At 35.0% G+C, this 19,569-nt stretch carries 22 protein-coding genes and 1 other annotated feature; of the genes, 20 read left to right on the top strand and 2 right to left on the bottom strand.

Translation table 11 applies throughout. The annotated features are described in order from the left end of the window. The 18 genes from B2S90_RS10020 to B2S90_RS09935 form a co-directional block, all read left to right on the top strand. Positions 1-223 (top strand): topoisomerase DNA-binding C4 zinc finger domain-containing protein (locus B2S90_RS10020; protein ID WP_286696993.1); only part of this gene is annotated, 223 nt, incomplete at its 5' end. A 42-nt stretch (positions 224-265) separates the two neighbouring features. Then, positions 266-1,558, top strand: coding sequence for a methylenetetrahydrofolate--tRNA-(uracil(54)-C(5))-methyltransferase (FADH(2)-oxidizing) TrmFO (trmFO, locus tag B2S90_RS10015; protein ID WP_278778696.1), 1,293 nt, complete (start codon positions 266-268; stop codon positions 1,556-1,558). Continuing rightward, positions 1,551-2,483, top strand: coding sequence for a site-specific tyrosine recombinase/integron integrase (xerA, locus tag B2S90_RS10010; RefSeq protein WP_055233440.1), 933 nt, complete (start codon positions 1,551-1,553; stop codon positions 2,481-2,483). The genes trmFO and xerA overlap by 8 nt, the downstream gene beginning before the upstream one ends. 22 nt (positions 2,484-2,505) lie before the next feature. After that, positions 2,506-2,576 (top strand) — a sequence feature (ribosomal protein L21 leader region). A 20-nt stretch (positions 2,577-2,596) separates the two neighbouring features. Beyond that, the gene (rplU, locus tag B2S90_RS10005; protein ID WP_040389617.1) at positions 2,597-2,905 is read left to right on the top strand and encodes a 50S ribosomal protein L21; all 309 of its coding nucleotides are present in this window, start codon (positions 2,597-2,599) and stop codon (positions 2,903-2,905) included. Then, entirely contained in the window at positions 2,905-3,225 is a 321-nt protein-coding gene (locus tag B2S90_RS10000; RefSeq protein ID WP_286696992.1) for a ribosomal-processing cysteine protease Prp, read from the top strand. Before rplU ends, B2S90_RS10000 begins: the two co-directional genes overlap by 1 nt. 4 nt (positions 3,226-3,229) lie before the next feature. Further along, positions 3,230-3,511 carry a 50S ribosomal protein L27 gene (gene rpmA / locus B2S90_RS09995; protein ID WP_022425801.1) on the top strand — a complete coding sequence of 94 codons (282 nt, stop codon included), beginning with the start codon at positions 3,230-3,232 and terminating at the stop codon, positions 3,509-3,511. Between the two features lie 50 nt (positions 3,512-3,561). After that, a complete protein-coding gene (obgE, locus tag B2S90_RS09990) occupies positions 3,562-4,839 on the top strand; it encodes a GTPase ObgE (protein WP_055233442.1) in 1,278 nt (425 codons plus the stop codon). 69 nt (positions 4,840-4,908) lie between these two features. Further along, positions 4,909-5,469 carry a Holliday junction branch migration protein RuvA gene (ruvA, locus tag B2S90_RS09985; RefSeq protein WP_278778691.1) on the top strand — a complete coding sequence of 187 codons (561 nt, stop codon included), beginning with the start codon at positions 4,909-4,911 and terminating at the stop codon, positions 5,467-5,469. Positions 5,470-5,484: 15 nt separating this feature from the next. Further along, positions 5,485-6,477: a Holliday junction branch migration DNA helicase RuvB gene (ruvB, locus tag B2S90_RS09980; RefSeq protein ID WP_055288865.1), complete on the top strand. Its 993-nt coding sequence runs from the start codon at positions 5,485-5,487 to the stop codon at positions 6,475-6,477. Between the two features lie 17 nt (positions 6,478-6,494). Beyond that, complete coding sequence (locus B2S90_RS09975) at positions 6,495-6,965, top strand: ComEA family DNA-binding protein (RefSeq protein WP_278860364.1); 471 nt, start codon at positions 6,495-6,497, stop codon at positions 6,963-6,965. 206 nt (positions 6,966-7,171) lie between these two features. Continuing rightward, positions 7,172-8,932, top strand: a complete 1,761-nt coding sequence (locus tag B2S90_RS09970) for a ComEC/Rec2 family competence protein (RefSeq protein WP_286696991.1) — start codon at positions 7,172-7,174, stop codon at positions 8,930-8,932. Positions 8,933-8,973: 41 nt separating this feature from the next. After that, complete coding sequence (gene holA, locus B2S90_RS09965) at positions 8,974-9,933, top strand: DNA polymerase III subunit delta (protein WP_055233445.1); 960 nt, start codon at positions 8,974-8,976, stop codon at positions 9,931-9,933. Position 9,934: 1 nt separating this feature from the next. Further along, positions 9,935-11,026: a radical SAM family heme chaperone HemW gene (hemW, locus tag B2S90_RS09960; protein ID WP_055288868.1), complete on the top strand. Its 1,092-nt coding sequence runs from the start codon at positions 9,935-9,937 to the stop codon at positions 11,024-11,026. Positions 11,027-11,155: 129 nt separating this feature from the next. Then, positions 11,156-12,178 (top strand): heat-inducible transcriptional repressor HrcA, encoded by a 1,023-nt coding sequence (gene hrcA, locus B2S90_RS09955; RefSeq protein WP_055233447.1) that lies wholly within the window; start codon positions 11,156-11,158, stop codon positions 12,176-12,178. Between the two features lie 13 nt (positions 12,179-12,191). After that, positions 12,192-12,785 (top strand): nucleotide exchange factor GrpE, encoded by a 594-nt coding sequence (gene grpE, locus B2S90_RS09950; protein WP_238703681.1) that lies wholly within the window; start codon positions 12,192-12,194, stop codon positions 12,783-12,785. A gap of 17 nt (positions 12,786-12,802) precedes the next feature. Further along, complete coding sequence (dnaK, locus tag B2S90_RS09945) at positions 12,803-14,617, top strand: molecular chaperone DnaK (protein WP_278778681.1); 1,815 nt, start codon at positions 12,803-12,805, stop codon at positions 14,615-14,617. A gap of 51 nt (positions 14,618-14,668) precedes the next feature. Next, positions 14,669-15,793: a molecular chaperone DnaJ gene (gene dnaJ / locus B2S90_RS09940; RefSeq protein WP_278860366.1), complete on the top strand. Its 1,125-nt coding sequence runs from the start codon at positions 14,669-14,671 to the stop codon at positions 15,791-15,793. A 50-nt stretch (positions 15,794-15,843) separates the two neighbouring features. Next, entirely contained in the window at positions 15,844-16,521 is a 678-nt protein-coding gene (locus B2S90_RS09935; RefSeq protein ID WP_286696990.1) for a YjjG family noncanonical pyrimidine nucleotidase, read from the top strand. A gap of 34 nt (positions 16,522-16,555) precedes the next feature. Here the strand turns inward: B2S90_RS09935 and rpmB are convergent, their stop codons facing one another. After that, entirely contained in the window at positions 16,556-16,741 is a 186-nt protein-coding gene (gene rpmB / locus B2S90_RS09930; RefSeq protein ID WP_100054604.1) for a 50S ribosomal protein L28, read from the bottom strand. Positions 16,742-16,975: 234 nt separating this feature from the next. Between rpmB and B2S90_RS09925 the strand changes: the two genes are divergently transcribed. Next, positions 16,976-17,329 carry an Asp23/Gls24 family envelope stress response protein gene (locus B2S90_RS09925; RefSeq protein WP_006504692.1) on the top strand — a complete coding sequence of 118 codons (354 nt, stop codon included), beginning with the start codon at positions 16,976-16,978 and terminating at the stop codon, positions 17,327-17,329. Between the two features lie 11 nt (positions 17,330-17,340). After that, positions 17,341-18,960: a DAK2 domain-containing protein gene (locus B2S90_RS09920; protein WP_147556492.1), complete on the top strand. Its 1,620-nt coding sequence runs from the start codon at positions 17,341-17,343 to the stop codon at positions 18,958-18,960. A 109-nt stretch (positions 18,961-19,069) separates the two neighbouring features. Here the strand turns inward: B2S90_RS09920 and B2S90_RS09915 are convergent. Next, the coding region (locus tag B2S90_RS09915) for a tyrosine-type recombinase/integrase (protein ID WP_286696989.1) at positions 19,070-19,569 on the bottom strand (500 nt) is incomplete at its 5' end.

Raw genomic sequence — 19,569 nt, 5'->3', positions numbered from 1 at the left:
TATGATATATAAAATGGGCCGTTTTGGACGTTTTGAAGCATGTTCTAATTACCCTAAGTGTAAATATATCAAGCCTCAGAAACTTGAAGAGACAGGTGAAACATGTCCTAACTGTGGCAGTCCAGTTGTATGGAAGAAGGGTCGTTTTGGTCCATTTAAAGCCTGCTCTAATTACCCAAAGTGCAAAACAATTATTAAAGAAAAGAAAAAGAAAGAAGAATAATGAACTGCCCATGCAGTTCATTTTCTTTCATTGGAGGAAAATATGATCAAGGAAGTAAATGTCGTTGGTGGTGGACTTGCTGGTGTTGAAGCCACTTACCAGCTTATTAAAGAAGGTATTCCTGTACATCTTTATGAAATGAGACCGGTTAAGAAGACAGATGTACATAAAACAAGTGATTTTGCAGAATTGGTATGTTCTAATTCATTACGTGCAGATGGCTTAAAGAATGCAGTAGGTGTTTTAAAACAAGAAATGACAATGAATGACAGCTTGATTATCAAGATGGCGAGGGACCATGCAGTTCCTGCTGGCGGTTCTTTGGCAGTTGATCGTGAAGGCTTTTCTCGTGCGGTGACAGAGTTTATTGAAAATCATCCTCTTGTTACTGTTCATCGTGAAGAAGTGACTCGTATTCCAGATGGACCTGCTATTATTGCATCTGGACCTTTGACGAGTGATGCACTTGCAAAAGAAATTATGGATTTAATGGGTAATCAGGATTATTTCTATTTCTATGATGCAGCGGCTCCAATTGTCACAAAAGAATCTATTGATTTTAATAAAGCCTTTTATAAATCACGTTATGATAAGGGGGATGGAGAATATATCAACTGCCCAATGACTAAAGAAGAATTTGATGCTTTCTATGATGCACTTATCAATGCAGAAGTTGTAAAGCCTCATGATTTTGAAGAAAAGTTCTTTGAAGGATGCATGCCTTTTGAAGAAATCGCAAGAAGAGGAAAGCAGACACTTCTTTTTGGTCCAATGAAGCCTGTAGGACTAGAAAAGGATGGTCAGCGTTTTGAAGCAGTTGTTCAGTTAAGACAGGATAATGCAGTGGGTTCTCTTTATAATATTGTAGGATTCCAGACACATCTTAAATGGGGTGAACAGGACCGTATTATTCATATGATTCCAGGGCTAGAAAATGCTTCTATTGTTCGTTATGGTATCATGCATCGTAACTGTTACTTCAATTCACCTACTTATTTAAATCCTACATATCAGTTCAAGAATCGTGAAGATTTATTCTTTGCAGGTCAGATGACAGGTGTAGAAGGATATGTAGAATCTGCGCAGAGTGGTATTGTGGCTGGTAAGAATATGGTGAGATATTTAAAGGGAGAAGAACTTCTTACTTATCCTAGAGAAACAGTCATGGGCTCTTTGGCTTATTATATTACACATGCGTCCCCAAGTGATTTTCAGCCGATGAAGGCTAACTTTGGTATTCTTCCTGATTTAGAAGGTAAAGTGAAGAAAAAAGAAAAGAAAGAAAAATATGCACAGCGTGCATTAGAAAAGATGGAAGAATTTATCAATGGATGAAAAGAAAGCTTTTCTTCACTATCTTAAATATCAAAAGAACTACTCTGTACTTACTTTACAATCCTATGAAAGAGAACTGACTGATTTTCTCTTATTTATAGGTAAAGAAAGTATTTCTTTACAGGAAGTAGACTATTATGTAATTCAGAATTACTTGATTTATTTAAATGAGAAACATTTGTCTCATACAACAATCAATCATTATTTGAGTTCTCTTAGATCTTTCTTTAAATATTTATGTCAACAGAACATTGTAGTCTCTAATCCTTTTTCACAGGTGCATTCTTTAAAAACAGGCTCTAGAAACCCTGATTTCCTTTATGTTGATGAAATGATGGGCTATCTAGATTCAATTGATACACATACATCTCTAGGAGTAAGAAATAAAGCTCTTTTAGAACTCATGTATGCATCAGGACTTCGTGTAAGTGAAGTAGTGTCAATGCGCTTGTCGCAGATTGATTTTAATAGACAAATGATTAGAGTGCTTGGTAAAGGAAGCAAAGAAAGAGAAGTACCATTTCATGATTATGCAAAAAAATGGTTACTGCAGTATATCAATGATGATCGTATCAGCATTATCAATGAATATCATGAAACACATGATTATGTATTTGTGAATAGGAGAGGAAAGAAACTGACAAATAGAGGAGTAGAGAATATTATTGATCGCACAATGTATCTTTATGATCCTTTACGTAAGATTCATCCTCATACAATTCGCCATTCCTTTGCGACTCATTTACTAGATGCAGGCATGGACATCCGTGTTGTACAGGAACTATTAGGGCATTCCTCTTTATCTACGACCCAGATTTATACGCATGTATCACAAGAACACCTAAGAGAAGTGTATAATCGTACCTGTCCTAGACAAGAATTCAAGAAAATTGAAAAAAATATTGACGATAAGGGTAAGAAATGATATTATAATCAGCGTTGTAGACCTCTGACTACAACCGCACATAAGAGGTATTAAATGCAAGTGCTGCCTTGGTTGGCGAGTCTAAGAGAAAAAAATATGAAGGAGGTACACTGATGTACGCAATTATTGAAACTGGTGGAAAACAGTTAAAGGTTGAAGCCGGAGATACTATTTTTGTAGAAAAGTTAGATGTTGAAGAAGGCACTGAATACACTTTCGAAAAGGTTCTTTTAGTTGGTGATAACGGTGTTAAAGTTGGTCATCCTTATGTAGAAGGTGCTAAGGTTACTGCAACTGTTGAAAAACAGGGTAAGGAAAAGAAAGTCACTATATTCAAATATAAGCCTAAAAAGCATTATCATAAGAAACAGGGTCATAGACAGCCTTATACTAAGTTAACAATCAAAGAAATTAACGCTTAATGACTCACGTAGATGTTGTGTATCATGCAGGTCAGATTCAATCTATCAAGGTTGAAGGGCATGCTGAACAAAATGAATATGGAAAAGATATTGCTTGTGCTGGAATCAGTACTGCAGTAGTAGGTATTTACAATATGCTTGAAGCCAAAGGCTTCATGAAAGATGGCAATCTTGCCAATGTAGAGAGTGGTTACTCTTATTTCGAGATATTCAATAATCGTGAAGATTATCAGATTATTCTAGAAACTTTGATAAAAATTCTAGAAACTGTTGAATACTCATATGAACAATATGTTAAAATTAACACTAGGGAGGTATAATACTATGTTAAAGTTAGATTTACAGTTATTCGCTTCTAAAAAGGGTGTAGGTTCTACTAAGAACGGTCGTGACTCTGAATCAAAGCGTTTAGGTGCTAAGCTTTCTGATGGACAGACTTGTACAGCTGGTTCAATTATTTATAGACAGAGAGGTACTAAGGTTCATCCTGGTACTAATGTTGGTAAAGGTGGAGACGATACTTTATTCGCTAAAGTTGATGGTGTCGTTAAATACGAAAGACTTGGTAAAAACAAGAAACAGGTATCTGTTTATCCAGTAGCTTAATCTCAAGAATCCCCTATGGGATTCTTTTTTTGAAGAAAGAAGGTGGATACATGAAATTTATTGATCGCGTAAAGATTTATGTTCAAGCTGGTACTGGTGGTAATGGTACAGTTGCGTTTAGACGTGAAGCACATGTTCCTAAAGGAGGTCCATCTGGAGGAGATGGAGGTCGTGGGGGAAGTGTTATCTTCGTTGCAACAAACTCATTATCTACTTTATTAGACTTAAGATATTATCGTGAATATAAAGCACAAAATGGTGAAAAAGGTCATGCTAAAAAGATGCATGGTGCTGATGCAGATGATTTAGTCATCAGAGTGCCAGTGGGCACTTGTGTTTATGATGATGATACAGGCAATATTATTGCCGATCTTACAAAAGATGGTCAGCGTGCTGTTATCGCAAAAGGTGGCCGTGGTGGTCGTGGTAATGCAAGATTCGCTTCATCACGTAACCCAGCACCTAAAATCTGTGAAAATGGTGAACCAGGTGAAAAATTCAATTTAAGAGTAGAATTAAAGTTACTTGCAGATGTTGGATTAGTAGGATTCCCAAGTGTTGGTAAGTCTACTTTATTATCTGTTGTTTCAAAAGCAAGACCGCAGATTGCTGATTATCACTTTACTACTATTGTGCCTAATTTAGGTGTTGTACAGGTTAAGGATGGTCGTTCATTTGTTATGGCTGACTTACCTGGTCTTATTGAAGGGGCATCACAGGGTAAAGGATTAGGTCATCAGTTCTTAAGACATATCGAAAGATGTCGTGTTATCGTGCATATTATTGATATGAGCGGTAGCGAAGGCAGAGATCCTTATGAAGATTATGTCACTATTAATAAAGAATTAGGTGAATATGAATATCGCTTATTAGAAAGACCACAGATTATTGTTGCTAATAAGATGGATGGCGATGAAGCAGAAGAAAACTTAAAGAAGTTCAAGGAAAAACTTGGAGATCAGAAAGTATTCCCAATCATTGCACCAATTCATGAAGGCATCGATGCTGTCCTTTATGCAGTTGCTGATGCATTAGAAACTGCACCAGACTTCTTTAATCAGGAAGAAGAACAGGAAAGTGTTCTTTATACTTATAAGGAAGAAGAAAAACCATTCACTATCCATAATAAAGGTAATGGTGTATGGGAAGTCACTGGTAAGAAGGTTGAAAGACTTGTACAGATGGCCTCATTTACTACAGATGATGGTTTCCAGAGATTCGCATTACAGATCCGTAATATGGGTATTGATGATGCATTAAGAGAAGCAGGCTGTGAAGATGGCGATACTGTACGCCTATATGACTTCGAATTTGAATTTTATAATTAATACCATTTCTAGAAATGGTATTTTTTTTTGACATATGATAGAATTAGGGAATGCGTAAAGGAGAATTTTATGTATAGTTATATCAAAGGAATCATTGCAGATTTGTATTCAGATCATATTGTCATAGATAATCATGGAATAGGTTATGAAGTACATGTATCTAATCCTTATAATTTTAAAAAGGGTGATGATGCAACAGTATATATATATCAACAGGTCAAAGAAGATGATATTACTTTATTTGGCTTTAAGAAGAAAGAAGAAAAAGAATTATTTCAAAAGCTTATTCTTGTGAAAGGGATAGGCTGTAAGACGGCTATCGGTATTCTTGCGACAGGTGAGATTGATGCGATTATTGATGCGATAGAAAGTAAAAATACAGCATATCTTAAGAAGATACCAGGTATTGGACCTAGGGCGGCACAGCAGATCATTCTTGATCTACATGGTAAGTTTGATAAACGTGCAATGAAGCCTCTTGGCTCTCCGGATTATGAAGAAGCTACTGAAGTATTAATCGCATTAGGCTATAAACAGAGTGATGTAGAAAAAGCTATGAAAGTATTATCGAGTGAAAATCTAGATACAAATGGCTATGTGAAACGTGCATTAGCCTTATTAACACAATAATGAAAGGAGAATCTTATGGATCGTGATGTTTTAGATATTAATGAGCATATCGAAGATGAAGAAAGCTCTTTAAGACCGGCTTCTTTTGATGAATATGTAGGTCAGCATGATTTAAAAGAAAACCTTCGTGTCTTTGTGGGTGCTGCAAAGATGCGTGATGAAACACTTGATCATGTTCTGTTCTATGGTCCTCCAGGACTTGGTAAAACTACTATGTCGATGATTATTGCAAATGAAATGGGAACGCATATCAAGATTACAACAGGACCTTCTATTGAAAAAACGGGAGATCTTGTCGCTTTGCTTACATCTTTAGAACCAGGCGATGTTCTCTTTATTGATGAAATTCATCGTTTGAATAAAGTTGTAGAAGAAATACTGTATCCAGCAATGGAAGATTTCTGCGTGGATGTTATGATTGGTAAAGATGCTACAACACGTTCTGTACGTATTGATTTACCTCCTTTTACATTAGTAGGAGCGACTACACGTGCAGGAGATATTTCAGCCCCATTACGTGACCGTTTTGGTATTGTGGCTAAACTTGATTATTATAAAGATGAAGAACTTAGAGATATTATTTCTCGTACAAGTAAAGTCTACGATATGACCATGGAAGAAGAAGCAAAGATGGAACTTGCTAGACGTTCAAGAGGAACACCACGTATTGCGAATAGACTCTTTAGACGTGTAAGAGACTTTGCACAGTTTTATGGTGATGAAATCATTACAAAAGACCGTACAATGCAGGCGCTAGACCGTTTAAAGGTTGATAACCTAGGCTTGGATGATGTCGATCATAAATACTTACTTGGTATTATCAATCGTTTTCAGGGTGGGCCGGTTGGTTTAGAAGCACTTGCTGCAAGTATTGGTGAAGAAAGAATGACATTAGAAGATGTCTATGAACCTTACTTACTACAAAAAGGATTGATCAAACGTACTTCAAGAGGCAGAATTGCGACAGATCTTGCTTATAGACATTTTCATATTACAAGAGAGAATTAGATCAATTCTCTTTTTTTATGCGTCAAATTAAGATTATTGGGCTGATTCTTTTGAGTATTGCCTCATTTATATATAGTTATCAAAAGCCTGAAAAAGTCAGCTCTACACAAAAATCAGAAGTCTATATCACATTAGAAGGTGCTTTTAACCAAACAGGTGAAGTCCCAATTAAAGAAGGTATGACGATGAGTGATTTAATAAAGGAAGTAGGGGTTAAAGAAAATGCCTGCATGGATTCTTTAAATATGAATAGAAGTATTCAAGCAGAAATGCGTTTTTATTTACCAGAAAAAAGAGCAAATATGATTTCACTTAATAAAGGAACTTTAGAAGACTTTATGACTTTAAAAGGAGTGGGAGAGAAAACGGCACAGAAGTTCATTGACTATAGACAGATACAGCCTTTTTATTCAATAGAAGACATCATGAATATACAAGGAATCGGTGAGAAGAAATATCTCATCTATCGTGACTATCTGTGCCTTTAAGATATCATTTAGTATATTATGCTGTATTTGTCTTATTGCTGTCAGTTGCTTATCTTGTTCATCCTCTATTTTATATATTTCTATTTGCTTATTTAATTTATCTAGTAAAACGATTTGGAAGAAAGATGTTGTTTCTTCTTTTTTTATTACCTATTATATTAAGACCAGTGACTTCATCAGAAGTGCCTACTATTGTTTCTGGAAGGGTGAAAGATATAAGAGATAATTATGTTATTTTAAATACTGATTATGGGAAGATTAAAGCCTATACTGATCATTCATTTCAATACAATGACGAAGTACTTGTTAAACTTAGATTTCTTGAAATTAAGCATCGCAAGGATCCGATAGGTTATGATGAATATCATTCATTCAAAGCTAACAATATCGTCGCAAAGGCTAAAATCACCCATATTACCACTGTTTCATCCCATCCTTCCTTTTGTCATTTACTAGAAAAACATTTCTCTTCTTCAAAGTCTATTAAAAGTTATCAGAAACTCTTTGTTCTAGGAATAAAAGATGAAGCCATTAAAGAAGACTATTCACTCCTCACAAGTCTTTCTCTTATCCATATGTTTGCTCTTTCAGGTATGCATATACATTTACTTTATAAGTGTTTGAGTCTTATTAAAACATTTGTACGCGTTGATATTGCGGATATCATTATCAAAATACTCATAGGTTTTTATGTCTTTTCTATACCTTATAATATATCTCTTCATCGTGCTTTTTATATGCTCGTCATCTATGACCTTGTAAAAGAGAAGTTCAATCAATTAGATGTACTATCGTTACTTGTTTTATTTAATGTTATTAAGAATCCTTATATCATCTTTAGTATTTCCTTTGTTTTCTCTTACTTTATTTATTTCCTTGTCATTATGACTAAACATTTCCCATATCGCTCTTTCCTTATCTATTTGGGTGGTATTCCTATTGTCCTCACGCTTAATTTCTCTATTAATATCTTTTCTTATTTTTTAACGGTTCTTCTTACTCCTTTTATATCCTGTTTCTATATTGTGACACTCCTCTCTCTCATATTTCCAATAGATCTAATTATGAAGATGATGATCAACTACCAGCAGATGGTTTTGAACTTTATCACTTCATTCAATGCAGAAATTATCTTTCAAAAACCAACGCTCTCATTTATTATTCTTTATTATGCCATCTTATTTTATATTTTCTTATTATTAGAAGAAAAGAAGAGTGTTCAGTTTTCTATGTCTCTATTATGTGCACTTATGATCAGCTTTCATATATATAGTATCTATAAGCCATATACTCAGGTTTCTACTATTGATGTAGGGCAGGGGGATTGTTCATTGATCCGCCTACCTTTTAATCAAGGAAATTATTTGATTGATACAGGGGGTAACAGGGAATATGATATTGCTAGTCATAATGTTATTCCATTTCTTAAATCTCAAGGTGTTCCGTGCATTGATAGAGTTTATATATCTCATCACGATTATGATCACTACGGTGCTTTGGATTCGTTAAAGAAGAAATATAAAGTCAAGCGTATCATTGACTCCTATCAGGAAGAAGAGAAGAATAAGCTGATTACAATTAAAATGCTTAAAAGTGATGTGATTTATCCTTCTACCAATGAAAATTCTTTAGTCATGCTAGTAACAACAGGAGGCTATAACTATTTATTTACGGGTGATATCCCAAGTAATGTAGAAGAAGATCTTTATAAGAAATATGGAGAAATAGATATAGATGTTTTAAAAGTAGCTCATCATGGTAGTGGTTATTCTTCTTCTGTAACATTCTTTCAAATGGTACATCCACGTATTGCGATGATTGGTGTAGGAGAACATAATCTTTATGGTCATCCAGCTCGTATTGTGATTAAACGATTAGAAGAAAGAAAGATTAAAATACTGCGTACTGATCTTGATGGCAGCTTTTCTATTATCACTTATTTAGGAGAACATCTTATTTACCGTTAATCATGAATATATGGTAGAATAGGACAAAAGGATGGAAAACTATGAATATTGTATTATACGGAGAAGAAAAACTATTACTTGCACAAAGATTAGAGGATTTAAAAAAGAAATATCAATGTACAAGTGATGATATGAATTATATGGTCTATCATGCAGGTGAAACACCAATGAAGGAAATCATTGAAGATGCCTTAACACAGCCTTTCTTAACAGAATATAAGATGGTTGTCTTAAAGAATCCAATCTTTCTTACAAAAGAGAAGCCTAAAAAGAAGCTTGTCACAGATGAAGATATCAAGCTGTTTTTAGATTATATTGAACATGATAATCCGACAACAATCTTTGTTATATATCAGGATCAGCGTAATTTTGATGAAAGAAAGAAGGTAGTCAAATCATTACGTAAGCATGCAAAATGGTATGAAATGGAAAAACTGACCTTTGATCAGCTTTATAAAACTACTAGAGAAGCAATCATTCGTAGAAATGCCTCTATTGATGATGATGCACTTACTTTGTTGTTAGATCGCTGTGGAAATGATCTTTTGACTATTTCTAATCAGGTAGAAAAACTATGTCTTTATACACATAATATAAAGAAGGAAGATGTTGAAAGACTTGTTCCACCACGTGTTGAAGAAGATGTATTTAAGTTGACAAATGCGCTTATGAATCATGATTTAAGAAATACGATGCGTGTTTATCAGGATTTGATTTCTCAAAACCATGAACCCTTACAGTTGATTGGGTTAATTGCGAATTCATTACGTAATCTTTATCAGGTCTCTATTATGAGTAAGAAGGGCTATCGTGATACTGATATTGCATCTGCCCTTGGACTTAATCCTCGTGCAATCTATCCAATCCGTAAAAATGCGGCACATTTTGATATTACAGAACTTATTGAAAAACTTTATGCTTTATCTGAACTTGATTATGCAATCAAGACTGGGACAGTGGATAAATATAGAGGATTAGAACTCTTCTTGATGAGGATATAATATGGAAACAAAAGCACTTTATATTCATATTCCTTTTTGTGATCATATCTGTTCTTATTGTGATTTTGCAAAGGTCTATTATCGTGAAGAGTTTGTATTACAGTATCTAGAACGTCTAAAGGAAGAACTTGATACACTTCCTCATCATCCGATGGAAACTATTTATATAGGAGGAGGCACACCAAGTGCACTTTCTTTAAATCAATTAAAGATGTTATTAAATATGATAGATCCTTTTGTGGGTGATGGAACTCTAGAATATACTATAGAAGTCAATCCTGAATCAGCAACGCTAGATAAACTAGAAACTATGCATCTTCATGGAGCTAATCGCTTAAGTGTAGGTGTACAGACATTTGATAATACATTATTAAAAAGAATTGAACGTTATCATACATCTTCTATAGCAAAAGAAGTCGTAAGAAATGCGAAGGCTATTGGCTTTAAGCATATCTCTATTGATTTGATGTATGGATTACCAGAACAGACATTAGAAGATGTGAAAGAAGATTTACAGATTGCCTTATCACTTCCTATCAATCATTTATCCTACTATTCTCTTATATTAGAAGAACATACAAGACTTTATGACAATTATGAACCACTTGATGAAGAAACTGAAGGAATATGGAGTGATTATATTGTAGAGACACTCTCTCGTGCAGGTTTTCATCGTTATGAGGTATCTAATTATGCATTAGGAAATCATGAATCTTATCATAATAAAGTCTATTGGCATTATGAGAACTATTATGGTGTCGGTATTGGTGCCACAGGTAAAATAGATGATGAACTTATTTCTCACTCACGCAGTCTCACTGATTACCTGCAGGGGAAGAATACAATATATATCGAAAAAGAAACAATCGAAGATACAATGTTTAATCATCTTATGATGTCTTTACGTCTTGAAGAAGGGTTGGACCTTGATGAATTTAAAAGAAGATACCATCATGCTATAGAAGAGGTCTATAAAGAAGCTCTCTCTAAGAATCTAGATAACCACAATCTGGTTATTGAAAATAATCATTTAAAAACAAATCATACGCTTGATCTTCTTAATTCCATCCTCCTTGATTTCTTGCCAGAGTAGTACAACGGTTTCTAGAAAATAGAAACCGTTTTTTAGCACAAACTAGCACTAAAGGCTTGACACTGCTAAAAAAGAATGTATAATGAATCTAGCACAAGAGGAAAAAGAGTGCTAAGGAGGTGCTTGAGAGTGCTATCGGCAAGACAAATGCTAATATTTAAATATATTGTCGAAGAGTTTATTGAAACAGCAGAACCTGTTGGATCTAAACTATTGATGACAAAATATGAATTACCTTATTCAAGCGCCACTATCCGAAATGAAATGAGCAAACTTGAAGAACTTGGCTTTCTAGTAAAGACGCATACATCTTCTGGTCGTGTTCCTTCTAAGAAGGGCTACTACTATTATGTAAATACTTTGCTTCAGCCAAATGTTGATGAACAGGTGAAGAATCAGGTTGCAACAATCTTTAGTGATACACATCAATCATTGAATAGTTTGATTAAAGAAAGCTGCGAAATGTTAAGCCAGTTGACTGATCTGACGGCGGTTGCTCTAGGACCTAATTCAAGTTATGAATGTCTGCAGAATATCACATTAGTTCCTATTGGAACAAGAAATGTGACAGCCATCATAGTGACGGATAAGGGACATGTAGAAAATCGAGTTTTCACTTTATCTGAGACATTGAGTTTGGATGATTTACAAGCCTGTGTATCGGTTATGAATGATACACTAGTAGGTACACCAATCAATCAGGTCGCAGATAAGTTAGAAAATGATGTCAAGCCAATCCTCAATACGAGAATCAAGGAACATGAAATCTTGTTTAATGCTTTCTTAGAAGCATTTATGAAATTTGCAAGAAACAATGTATATTTCTCTGGTAAAGATCATTTGTTATATCAGCCAGAATACAATGATGTCAATAAGTTAAGAAAACTAGTGAGTGCATTTGAAAATTCATCAAACTGGAATTTCTTAGCACCAACTGACGATGATGGTATCAAGGTATTAATTGGTGATGATTCAAATGTATCTGGACTTGATGATGTATCTGTTATTTCATCTTCTTTTGATACAGGAGGAGCTAACAAAGGAACGATTTCTGTAATCGGTCCAACGCGTATGCCTTACAAGAAAGTTGTATCGCTTGTAGAATATATTACTGAAAATATTGAAAGAATCATCAAGGAAAATGATGAGTAGAAGAGGTGAGACCATGGCAGAAGAAATGAATAAAGATGAAGCTGTTAAAGAAGCTGAAGAAGCTGTTAAAGAAACTGAAGAAGCAGTTAAAGAAGCTGAAGAAGCAGTTGAAGAAGTAAAAGAAGAGACAACTGAAGAAAAAGTGGATCCTAAAGATGAAAAAATCAAAGATTTAGAATCTCAAATCAATCAGTGGAAGACAGATTATTATAAAGTATTCGCTGATATGGAGAACTTAAAGAAAAGACTTAAAACAGAACATGCAAATCAGTTAAAGTATGCAATGCAGTCTTTTATTGAAGAGTTACTACCAGTTATTGATAACTATGAAAGATCATTAACTGTAGAACCTGAAAGCGAAGAAGGTAAGAATATTCTTAAGGGTAACAAGATGATTTTAAACCAGTTAATGAATATTCTAGGCAAGAACGGTGTAACTGTGATTGAAGCACAGGGAAAGGAATTTGATCCTAATATGCACCAGGCAGTCATGCAGGATGACAATCCTGACTTTGGTCCAAATATTGTGACTGAAGAATTACAAAAAGGTTATATGTTAAAAGATAGAGTTATTAGAGCAACTTTAGTGAAAGTGAATAAGGATTAATAGGAGGAGAACTTATTATGAGTAAAGTTATTGGTATTGATTTAGGTACAACAAATTCATGTGTCAGTGTAATGGAAAATGGTGAAGCAAAAGTAATTGCAAATCCAGAAGGAATGAGAACAACTCCATCAGTTGTCGCATTCAAGAATGGTGAAATCATTGTTGGTGAAGCTGCAAAGCGTCAGGCAGTTACAAATCCTGATACTGTAGCATCAATCAAGAGACATATGGGTACAAGCTATAAAGAACATGTCAATGGTCGTGATTATACACCAGAAGAAATTTCAGCAATGATTCTTCAGAACTTAAAAGCTACTGCTGAAAGTTATTTAGGTGAACCTGTGACTCGTGCAGTTATCACAGTTCCAGCTTACTTCAATGACTCACAGCGTCAGGCTACAAAAGATGCTGGTAAGATTGCAGGTCTTGATGTTGAACGTATCATCAACGAACCTACAGCAGCAGCTCTTGCTTATGGTGTAGACAAGACTGAACAGGAACAGAAAGTATTAGTATATGACTTAGGTGGTGGAACATTCGATGTATCTATCCTTGACTTAGCTGATGGTACTTTCGATGTATTAGCTACTGCAGGTAACAACCACTTAGGTGGTGATGACTTCGATAAGAAAGTTATGGACTACATGGTTAGTGAATTCAAGAAAGAAAACGGTGTTGATTTAAGCGCTGATAAGATGGCTATGCAGAGAGTTAAAGATGCTGCAGAAAAGGCTAAGAAAGACTTATCTGGCATGATGCAGACTCAGATTTCATTACCATATATCACAGCTGGTGCTAATGGACCACTTCATTTAGATATGACTCTTACAAGAGCAAAATTTGATGAATTAACATCTGATTTAGTTGCTGAAACTGAAACTCCAGTAAGACAGGCATTAAATGATGCTGACGTTACTCCATCTGAAATCGATCAGATCTTATTAGTTGGTGGTTCTACTCGTATTATTGCAGTACAGGAATCAGTTAAGAGATTATTAGGAAAAGAACCGAACAAGTCAGTTAACCCTGATGAAGTAGTATCTATGGGTGCTGCAATCCAGGGTGGTGTTATCACTGGTGATGTTAAAGATATCGTATTACTTGACGTTACACCATTATCACTTGGTATCGAAACAATGGGTGGTGTTATGACAGTATTAATTCCTCGTAACACAACTATCCCAACTACTAAATCACAGATCTTCTCAACTGCTGCTGATAACCAGCCAGCTGTAGATATCAACGTATTACAGGGTGAACGTGCTATGGCTAAAGATAATAAGCAGTTAGGCTTATTCAAGCTTGATGGTATTGAACCAGCTCCAAGAGGCGTTCCTCAGATTGAAGTATCATTTGATATCGACGTTAACGGTATCGTAAACGTTAAAGCAAAAGATATGAAGACAAACAAAGAACAGTCTATCACTATTCAGAACTCTACAGGTTTAAGTGAAGAAGAAATCGATAGAATGGTTAAGGAAGCAGAAAGCAACAAAGCTGACGATGAAAAGAAACGTAAAGACATCGAAACTAAGAACAAAGCAGAAGCTTTGATCAACCAGATTGATAAGGCTTTAGCTGAGCAGGGTGCTAACCTTCCAGAAGATCAGAAGAAGCAGGCTACAGCTTTAAGAGATGAACTTAAGACTGCATTAGATAATAATGATATGGCTACTCTTGAATCTAAGATGAGCGAACTTGAAAATATTGCTCAGCAGATGGCTGCTGCTCAGTATCAGCAGCAGAATGCTGGTAACACAGCGAGTGCAGACACTTCATCTAACAACAATAACGATGATTTCGTTGATGCAGACTTTACTGAAAAGAACTAACAAGAAAGCCAAGGGAATCCCCCTTGGCTTATATTAAATGAGGTGTGATTTATGGCAGATAAGAGAGATTACTATGAAGTCCTTGGTGTATCCAAGGATGCTTCAAAAGATGAAATAAAACGTGCCTATCGTAAGATGGCAAAGAAATATCACCCTGATGTGAATAAGGCGCCTGATGCAGCAGAAAAGTTCAAGGAAGTCAATGAAGCCTATGAAGTTCTTTCTGATGAGAATAAGAAGGCCGCTTATGACCGTTATGGACATGCAGCATTTGAACAGGGTGGTGCAGGTGCTGGAGGATTTGGTGGCCAGGGATTTGGTGGATTTGAAGATATGGACTTTGGTGATATCTTCGGTTCATTCTTTGGCGGAGGACAGTCACGTTCTAGAAGACCTACAGGACCACAAAAAGGTGAAGACCGTTATGTTCAGATAGAAATTGATTTCATGGATGCTATCAAGGGCAAAAAGACTGAACTTAAGATTAACTATGATGAACAGTGTTCTCATTGTCATGGTACAGGTGCGAAGAATCCTAATGATGTGCATACATGTTCTAGATGTGGTGGTACAGGACGTATTAGAGTACAGCAGCGTTCGCCATTTGGTACTATCATTAATGAATCAGTCTGCCCAGACTGTCATGGTACAGGTAAGGTAGTCAAGGATAAGTGTCCACATTGTCATGGTTCAGGATATATTAATAAGAATGTCACTGTTGAATTAACTATCCCAGCTGGTATTGATTCTCATCAGCAGTTACGTGTCGCTGGTAAAGGTCAGCGTGGCGTCAATGGCGGACCTAATGGGGATTTATATGTAGAAATCTATGTTCGTCCACATAAATACTTTGTGAGAAATGGTAATGATATTTCTATATCAGTTCCAGTTTCTGCAGTCGATGCAACTCTTGGCTGTGAAGTAGAAGTACCTACTGTTTATGGTGATGTGACTATGAAGATTCCAGCAGGAACACAAACTGGTACAGTCATGAGACTTAAGGGTAAAGGTGTCAAGAACATGCGTAGCGATACTTATGGTGATCAGTATGTTCAGGTCAATGTTTCTATTCCTAAGAAACTCAGCAAGAAAGAAAAAGATCTTTACATGAAACTTAAGGAATTAGATGAAAAAGAATCTATTTTTGATCAATTTAAAAAATCATTCAAGAGATAGGAATATTGAGTATTCCTGTCTTTTTTGTATAATAAAATAAGGAGGATAGTATGAAATATAAAACCATATTATGGGATATAGATGGCACACTTCTTAATTTTGAAATCTCTGAAAAAATCAGCATGGAAAAATGTTTGGAGAAGCATGGTGTATCTATGACAGAAGCACAATTTGAAGAATACAAAAAGATTAATAAAGAATGTTGGAAGATGATTGAAAAGGATCATTCAAGAAGAAATGAACTCATGGTGAAACGTTTTGTGGATTTTTTTGCATTACTTAATGTTTCTATTGATGGTGTTCATTTTAATAAAGATTATCAGGAAGCATTAGGGACTTATTATTGTTTGAATGAATTTGCCTTAGAAGCCATTTTGGCGCTTAAACCACATTGTAAGCAGTATGCAGCATCAAATGGTTCAAAAGTCGCTCAGTTAGGCAAATTAAAGGGTACGGGTCTTTATGATTTATTTGATGATATATTCATCTCAGAAGATGTAGGATATGAAAAACCTGATCTCACTTACTTTAATTATATTAAAGAAAAGACCCACTATGATCCTGATACCACAATTATTATTGGAGACTCACTTACAAGCGATATAAAGGGTGGAGAGAATGCAGGAATAGATACATGCTACTTTAATCCAGCACATCAAAAAAACACTTCTCAAGCTGTCACATATGAAATAGACAAACTTATAGAAGTGTTAGACATAGTAAAATAAAAGAGGCTGTTACCAGCCTCTATTATTATATCGATTAAGCGCTCTTTCTTAAAGTTCTTAACTGTCTTGCAGAAACTCTTACCTTTGTAGGCTTACCATCGATGATGACAGTAGCTTTCTGTAAGTTAACATTCCACTTTCTTCTTGTAGCGTTTAATGCATGAGAACGGTTGTTACCAGACATAGGTCCTTTACCGCTAATCTGACATTTTCTAGACATTGAATTCACCATCCTTTTACTTGTTTCACATACTCGTGTATCTTACCATCTACCTCATCAAAAATCAATCATTTTTTTTATTAATCTGTCCAAAATGTAAAAAAAGTTGAATATATGAACAAAATAAGGATTGAAAAATCTTTATTGTTTGCTATAATCCTAATTGTTTGTAATGTTTGTGTATATGATATATAATTACTATTATGAAAAAAGAATAAAAATGGAGGAATCAATATGATTAAAAAAACAACTGATCTTGGAAATATAGATATTTCAACTGACGTTATTGCTACTATTTGTGGTGGAGCTGCAACAGAATGTTATGGTGTTGTAGGTATGGCTAGCCAGAAGATGATGGATGGTTTTTATGATCTTCTAGGTAAAGATAATTATTCTAAAGGAATTGTTGTTGAAGAAGGTCAGACTGGTTCTATTATTAATCTTTATATTATTGTGGGTTACGGTGTGAAGATTTCTGAAATCGTATATGAAGTACAGAAGAAAGTTAAATATGTACTAGAAAAGACTCTAGATATTGATATTGAAGCTGTGAATGTTTATGTTCAGAGCATCCGTGTAATGGACTAGGAGGATGAAGCATGAAGGAAATTAACGGTAAAATGTTTAAACAGATGGTCTTAAGCGGGGCTATCGTATTACATAATAATCATCCTGAGGTAGATGCTTTAAACGTCTTCCCAGTACCAGATGGAGATACAGGTACTAATATGTCTCTTACATTTAATTCTGGAGCTGAACAGGTTGAAAAACTTGCTGATGATACATCTATTGGTGATATCGCTAAAACTCTTTCTAAGGGCTTATTAATGGGAGCAAGAGGGAACTCTGGTGTTATCCTTTCTCAGATTTTTAGAGGTGTAGCTAAATCACTTAAGGGAAAAGAAACTGCCAATGTTGCAGAATTATCTGATGCATTCTCTTCTGGTGCTAAAGTGGCTTATAAAGCAGTTATGCGTCCAGTAGAAGGAACAATCTTAACAGTTATCAGAGAATCTGCTGATGCAGCTGCTAAGTATGTACAGCCAGATATGGAAATTGAAGACTGGTTCTCTTACTTTGTAAAGAGTGCTGAAAAGTCTTTAGATAATACACCTGAACTTCTTCCAGTATTAAAAGAAGTAGGTGTAGTTGACTCAGGAGGAGCTGGTTTATTATTAGTATTAACTGGTTTCATGGCTGCTCTTGCTGGTGAAGTGATTGAAAAAGTAGATAATGTTGGTGCGGCAAGTGATGTGGAAATTGTACAGGAAGAAGAAAAGCCTTATGGCTATCGTGTACAGTTCACATTAAAGATTGATGACAGAAAGATGAATGCATTCAACTTAGATGGTTTCATCAATGAGTTAAAGAATTTACCAGGTAAGAACGTAGATGTAGCACAGAAAGATAACAAGGTTATTGGTAATGTAGATACATTAAAGCCTGGTAATGCATTAAATACAGGTCTTCGTTTTGGTGAATTCACTAAGGTAACTGTAGTGAATACTGAAGTATCTGAAAAAGAAAAAGAAGAAGAAATCCCAATGGCTCCTGCTAAGGAAATGGCTCTTATTTCTGTTGCTGCAGGTGATGGTATTAAGGATATGTTCCTTGAATTAAATTGTGATCATGTGGTATCTGGTGGTCAGACAATGAACCCAGCAACTGAAGATATCGTTAAAGCAATCAAGGGTGTGAATGCAAAGCATGTCATCATTCTTCCAAATAACTCTAATATCGTAATGACTGCGCAGCAGGCGGCTACAGTATTAGAAGGAGAAGTAGACGTTGTAGTATTACCTACTAAGACTATTCCTCAGGGATTATCTGCTGCCATCATGTATAATCCAGAAGCAACATTAGATGAAAATGTGGACGAAATGAAGGAAGCTATTGCGAATGTAAAGACTGGTCAGGTGACTTTCGCAATCAAGGATACTTCAATTGATGGTTTAGAAATTAAAGCAAATAACTATATGGCTTTATGTGAAAAGAAAATTGTGGCTTGCGTACCAGATAAGCTAGAAGCATTAAAGAATGTTTTAAGCAATCTTGTAGATGAAGAATCTGAAATCGTTACACTTATTTGTGGTGAAGACGTAACAGAAGAAGAACAGGAAGCAGCTGCAAGCTTCATTGAAGAAAACTATGAAGATGTAGAATGTGAAGTTCATGTTGGTAAACAGCCAGTTTACTCATTTATTGTTGGTGTAGAATAAATTCAAATCTCAAAAAGTGCCGATATAATCAGCACTTTTTTAATTGATATTCAAATTTTACGCTTATTTACGCACTAATTTGGATATATTAAATAAAAAAGCCTGTTTTTTATTGGTCATCTTCAAGATTGAATTCGATTAGTTGAGCTATCTGATGTTCCTTGGATTTTAAGACGTCAGCATATATATTAGCTGTTGTTTGAATATCATTATGGCCTAGATGAGAAGAGACTACTTTTATATCTACATCGTTCATAAGTAACAATGTTGCATTAGCATGTCTTAAGAAGTGAACTGTTATATATTCATAATCAGTTCCTTTTTTTATTGCGTTTAATCTCTTATTGATATTATTTCTATGTATATAATCTCCTAATGGAGTAGAGAAAACTATATCAGGATTAATATATTGTTCTTTTAAAAATTGCTTTCTTTCATTTTGTTCTTGTTGGACTATTTTAAGAATGTTAAAAACAGTGTTAGACATCCCTAATATTCGATAGCTGTTATTTGTTTTTGGTGGTCCAATAATTGAATTTTTTCCGACAAAATTAATAGTTTTGTTGATATTGATTTCTTTATTTTTAACGCTCTTTTTAAGAAAATTGT

Origin of the sequence: Catenibacterium sp. UBA627 (assembly GCF_002299355.1) — a bacterium.
Taxonomy (GTDB): domain Bacteria; phylum Bacillota_I; class Bacilli_A; order Erysipelotrichales; family Coprobacillaceae; genus Catenibacterium; species Catenibacterium mitsuoka.
This window is presented reverse-complemented; position numbering and strand designations above follow the sequence as displayed.

Coding starts and splice junctions, on each gene's coding strand:
- trmFO (WP_278778696.1), top strand. CDS start 266: ATGATCAAGGAAGTAAATGTCGTTGGTGGTGGACTTGCTGGTGTTGAA.
- xerA (WP_055233440.1), top strand. CDS start 1,551: ATGGATGAAAAGAAAGCTTTTCTTCACTATCTTAAATATCAAAAGAAC.
- rplU (WP_040389617.1), top strand. CDS start 2,597: ATGTACGCAATTATTGAAACTGGTGGAAAACAGTTAAAGGTTGAAGCC.
- B2S90_RS10000 (WP_286696992.1), top strand. CDS start 2,905: ATGACTCACGTAGATGTTGTGTATCATGCAGGTCAGATTCAATCTATC.
- rpmA (WP_022425801.1), top strand. CDS start 3,230: ATGTTAAAGTTAGATTTACAGTTATTCGCTTCTAAAAAGGGTGTAGGT.
- obgE (WP_055233442.1), top strand. CDS start 3,562: ATGAAATTTATTGATCGCGTAAAGATTTATGTTCAAGCTGGTACTGGT.
- ruvA (WP_278778691.1), top strand. CDS start 4,909: ATGTATAGTTATATCAAAGGAATCATTGCAGATTTGTATTCAGATCAT.
- ruvB (WP_055288865.1), top strand. CDS start 5,485: ATGGATCGTGATGTTTTAGATATTAATGAGCATATCGAAGATGAAGAA.
- B2S90_RS09975 (WP_278860364.1), top strand. CDS start 6,495: ATGCGTCAAATTAAGATTATTGGGCTGATTCTTTTGAGTATTGCCTCA.
- holA (WP_055233445.1), top strand. CDS start 8,974: ATGAATATTGTATTATACGGAGAAGAAAAACTATTACTTGCACAAAGA.
- hemW (WP_055288868.1), top strand. CDS start 9,935: ATGGAAACAAAAGCACTTTATATTCATATTCCTTTTTGTGATCATATC.
- grpE (WP_238703681.1), top strand. CDS start 12,192: ATGGCAGAAGAAATGAATAAAGATGAAGCTGTTAAAGAAGCTGAAGAA.
- dnaK (WP_278778681.1), top strand. CDS start 12,803: ATGAGTAAAGTTATTGGTATTGATTTAGGTACAACAAATTCATGTGTC.
- dnaJ (WP_278860366.1), top strand. CDS start 14,669: ATGGCAGATAAGAGAGATTACTATGAAGTCCTTGGTGTATCCAAGGAT.
- B2S90_RS09935 (WP_286696990.1), top strand. CDS start 15,844: ATGAAATATAAAACCATATTATGGGATATAGATGGCACACTTCTTAAT.
- rpmB (WP_100054604.1), bottom strand. CDS start 16,741: ATGTCTAGAAAATGTCAGATTAGCGGTAAAGGACCTATGTCTGGTAAC.
- B2S90_RS09925 (WP_006504692.1), top strand. CDS start 16,976: ATGATTAAAAAAACAACTGATCTTGGAAATATAGATATTTCAACTGAC.
- B2S90_RS09920 (WP_147556492.1), top strand. CDS start 17,341: ATGAAGGAAATTAACGGTAAAATGTTTAAACAGATGGTCTTAAGCGGG.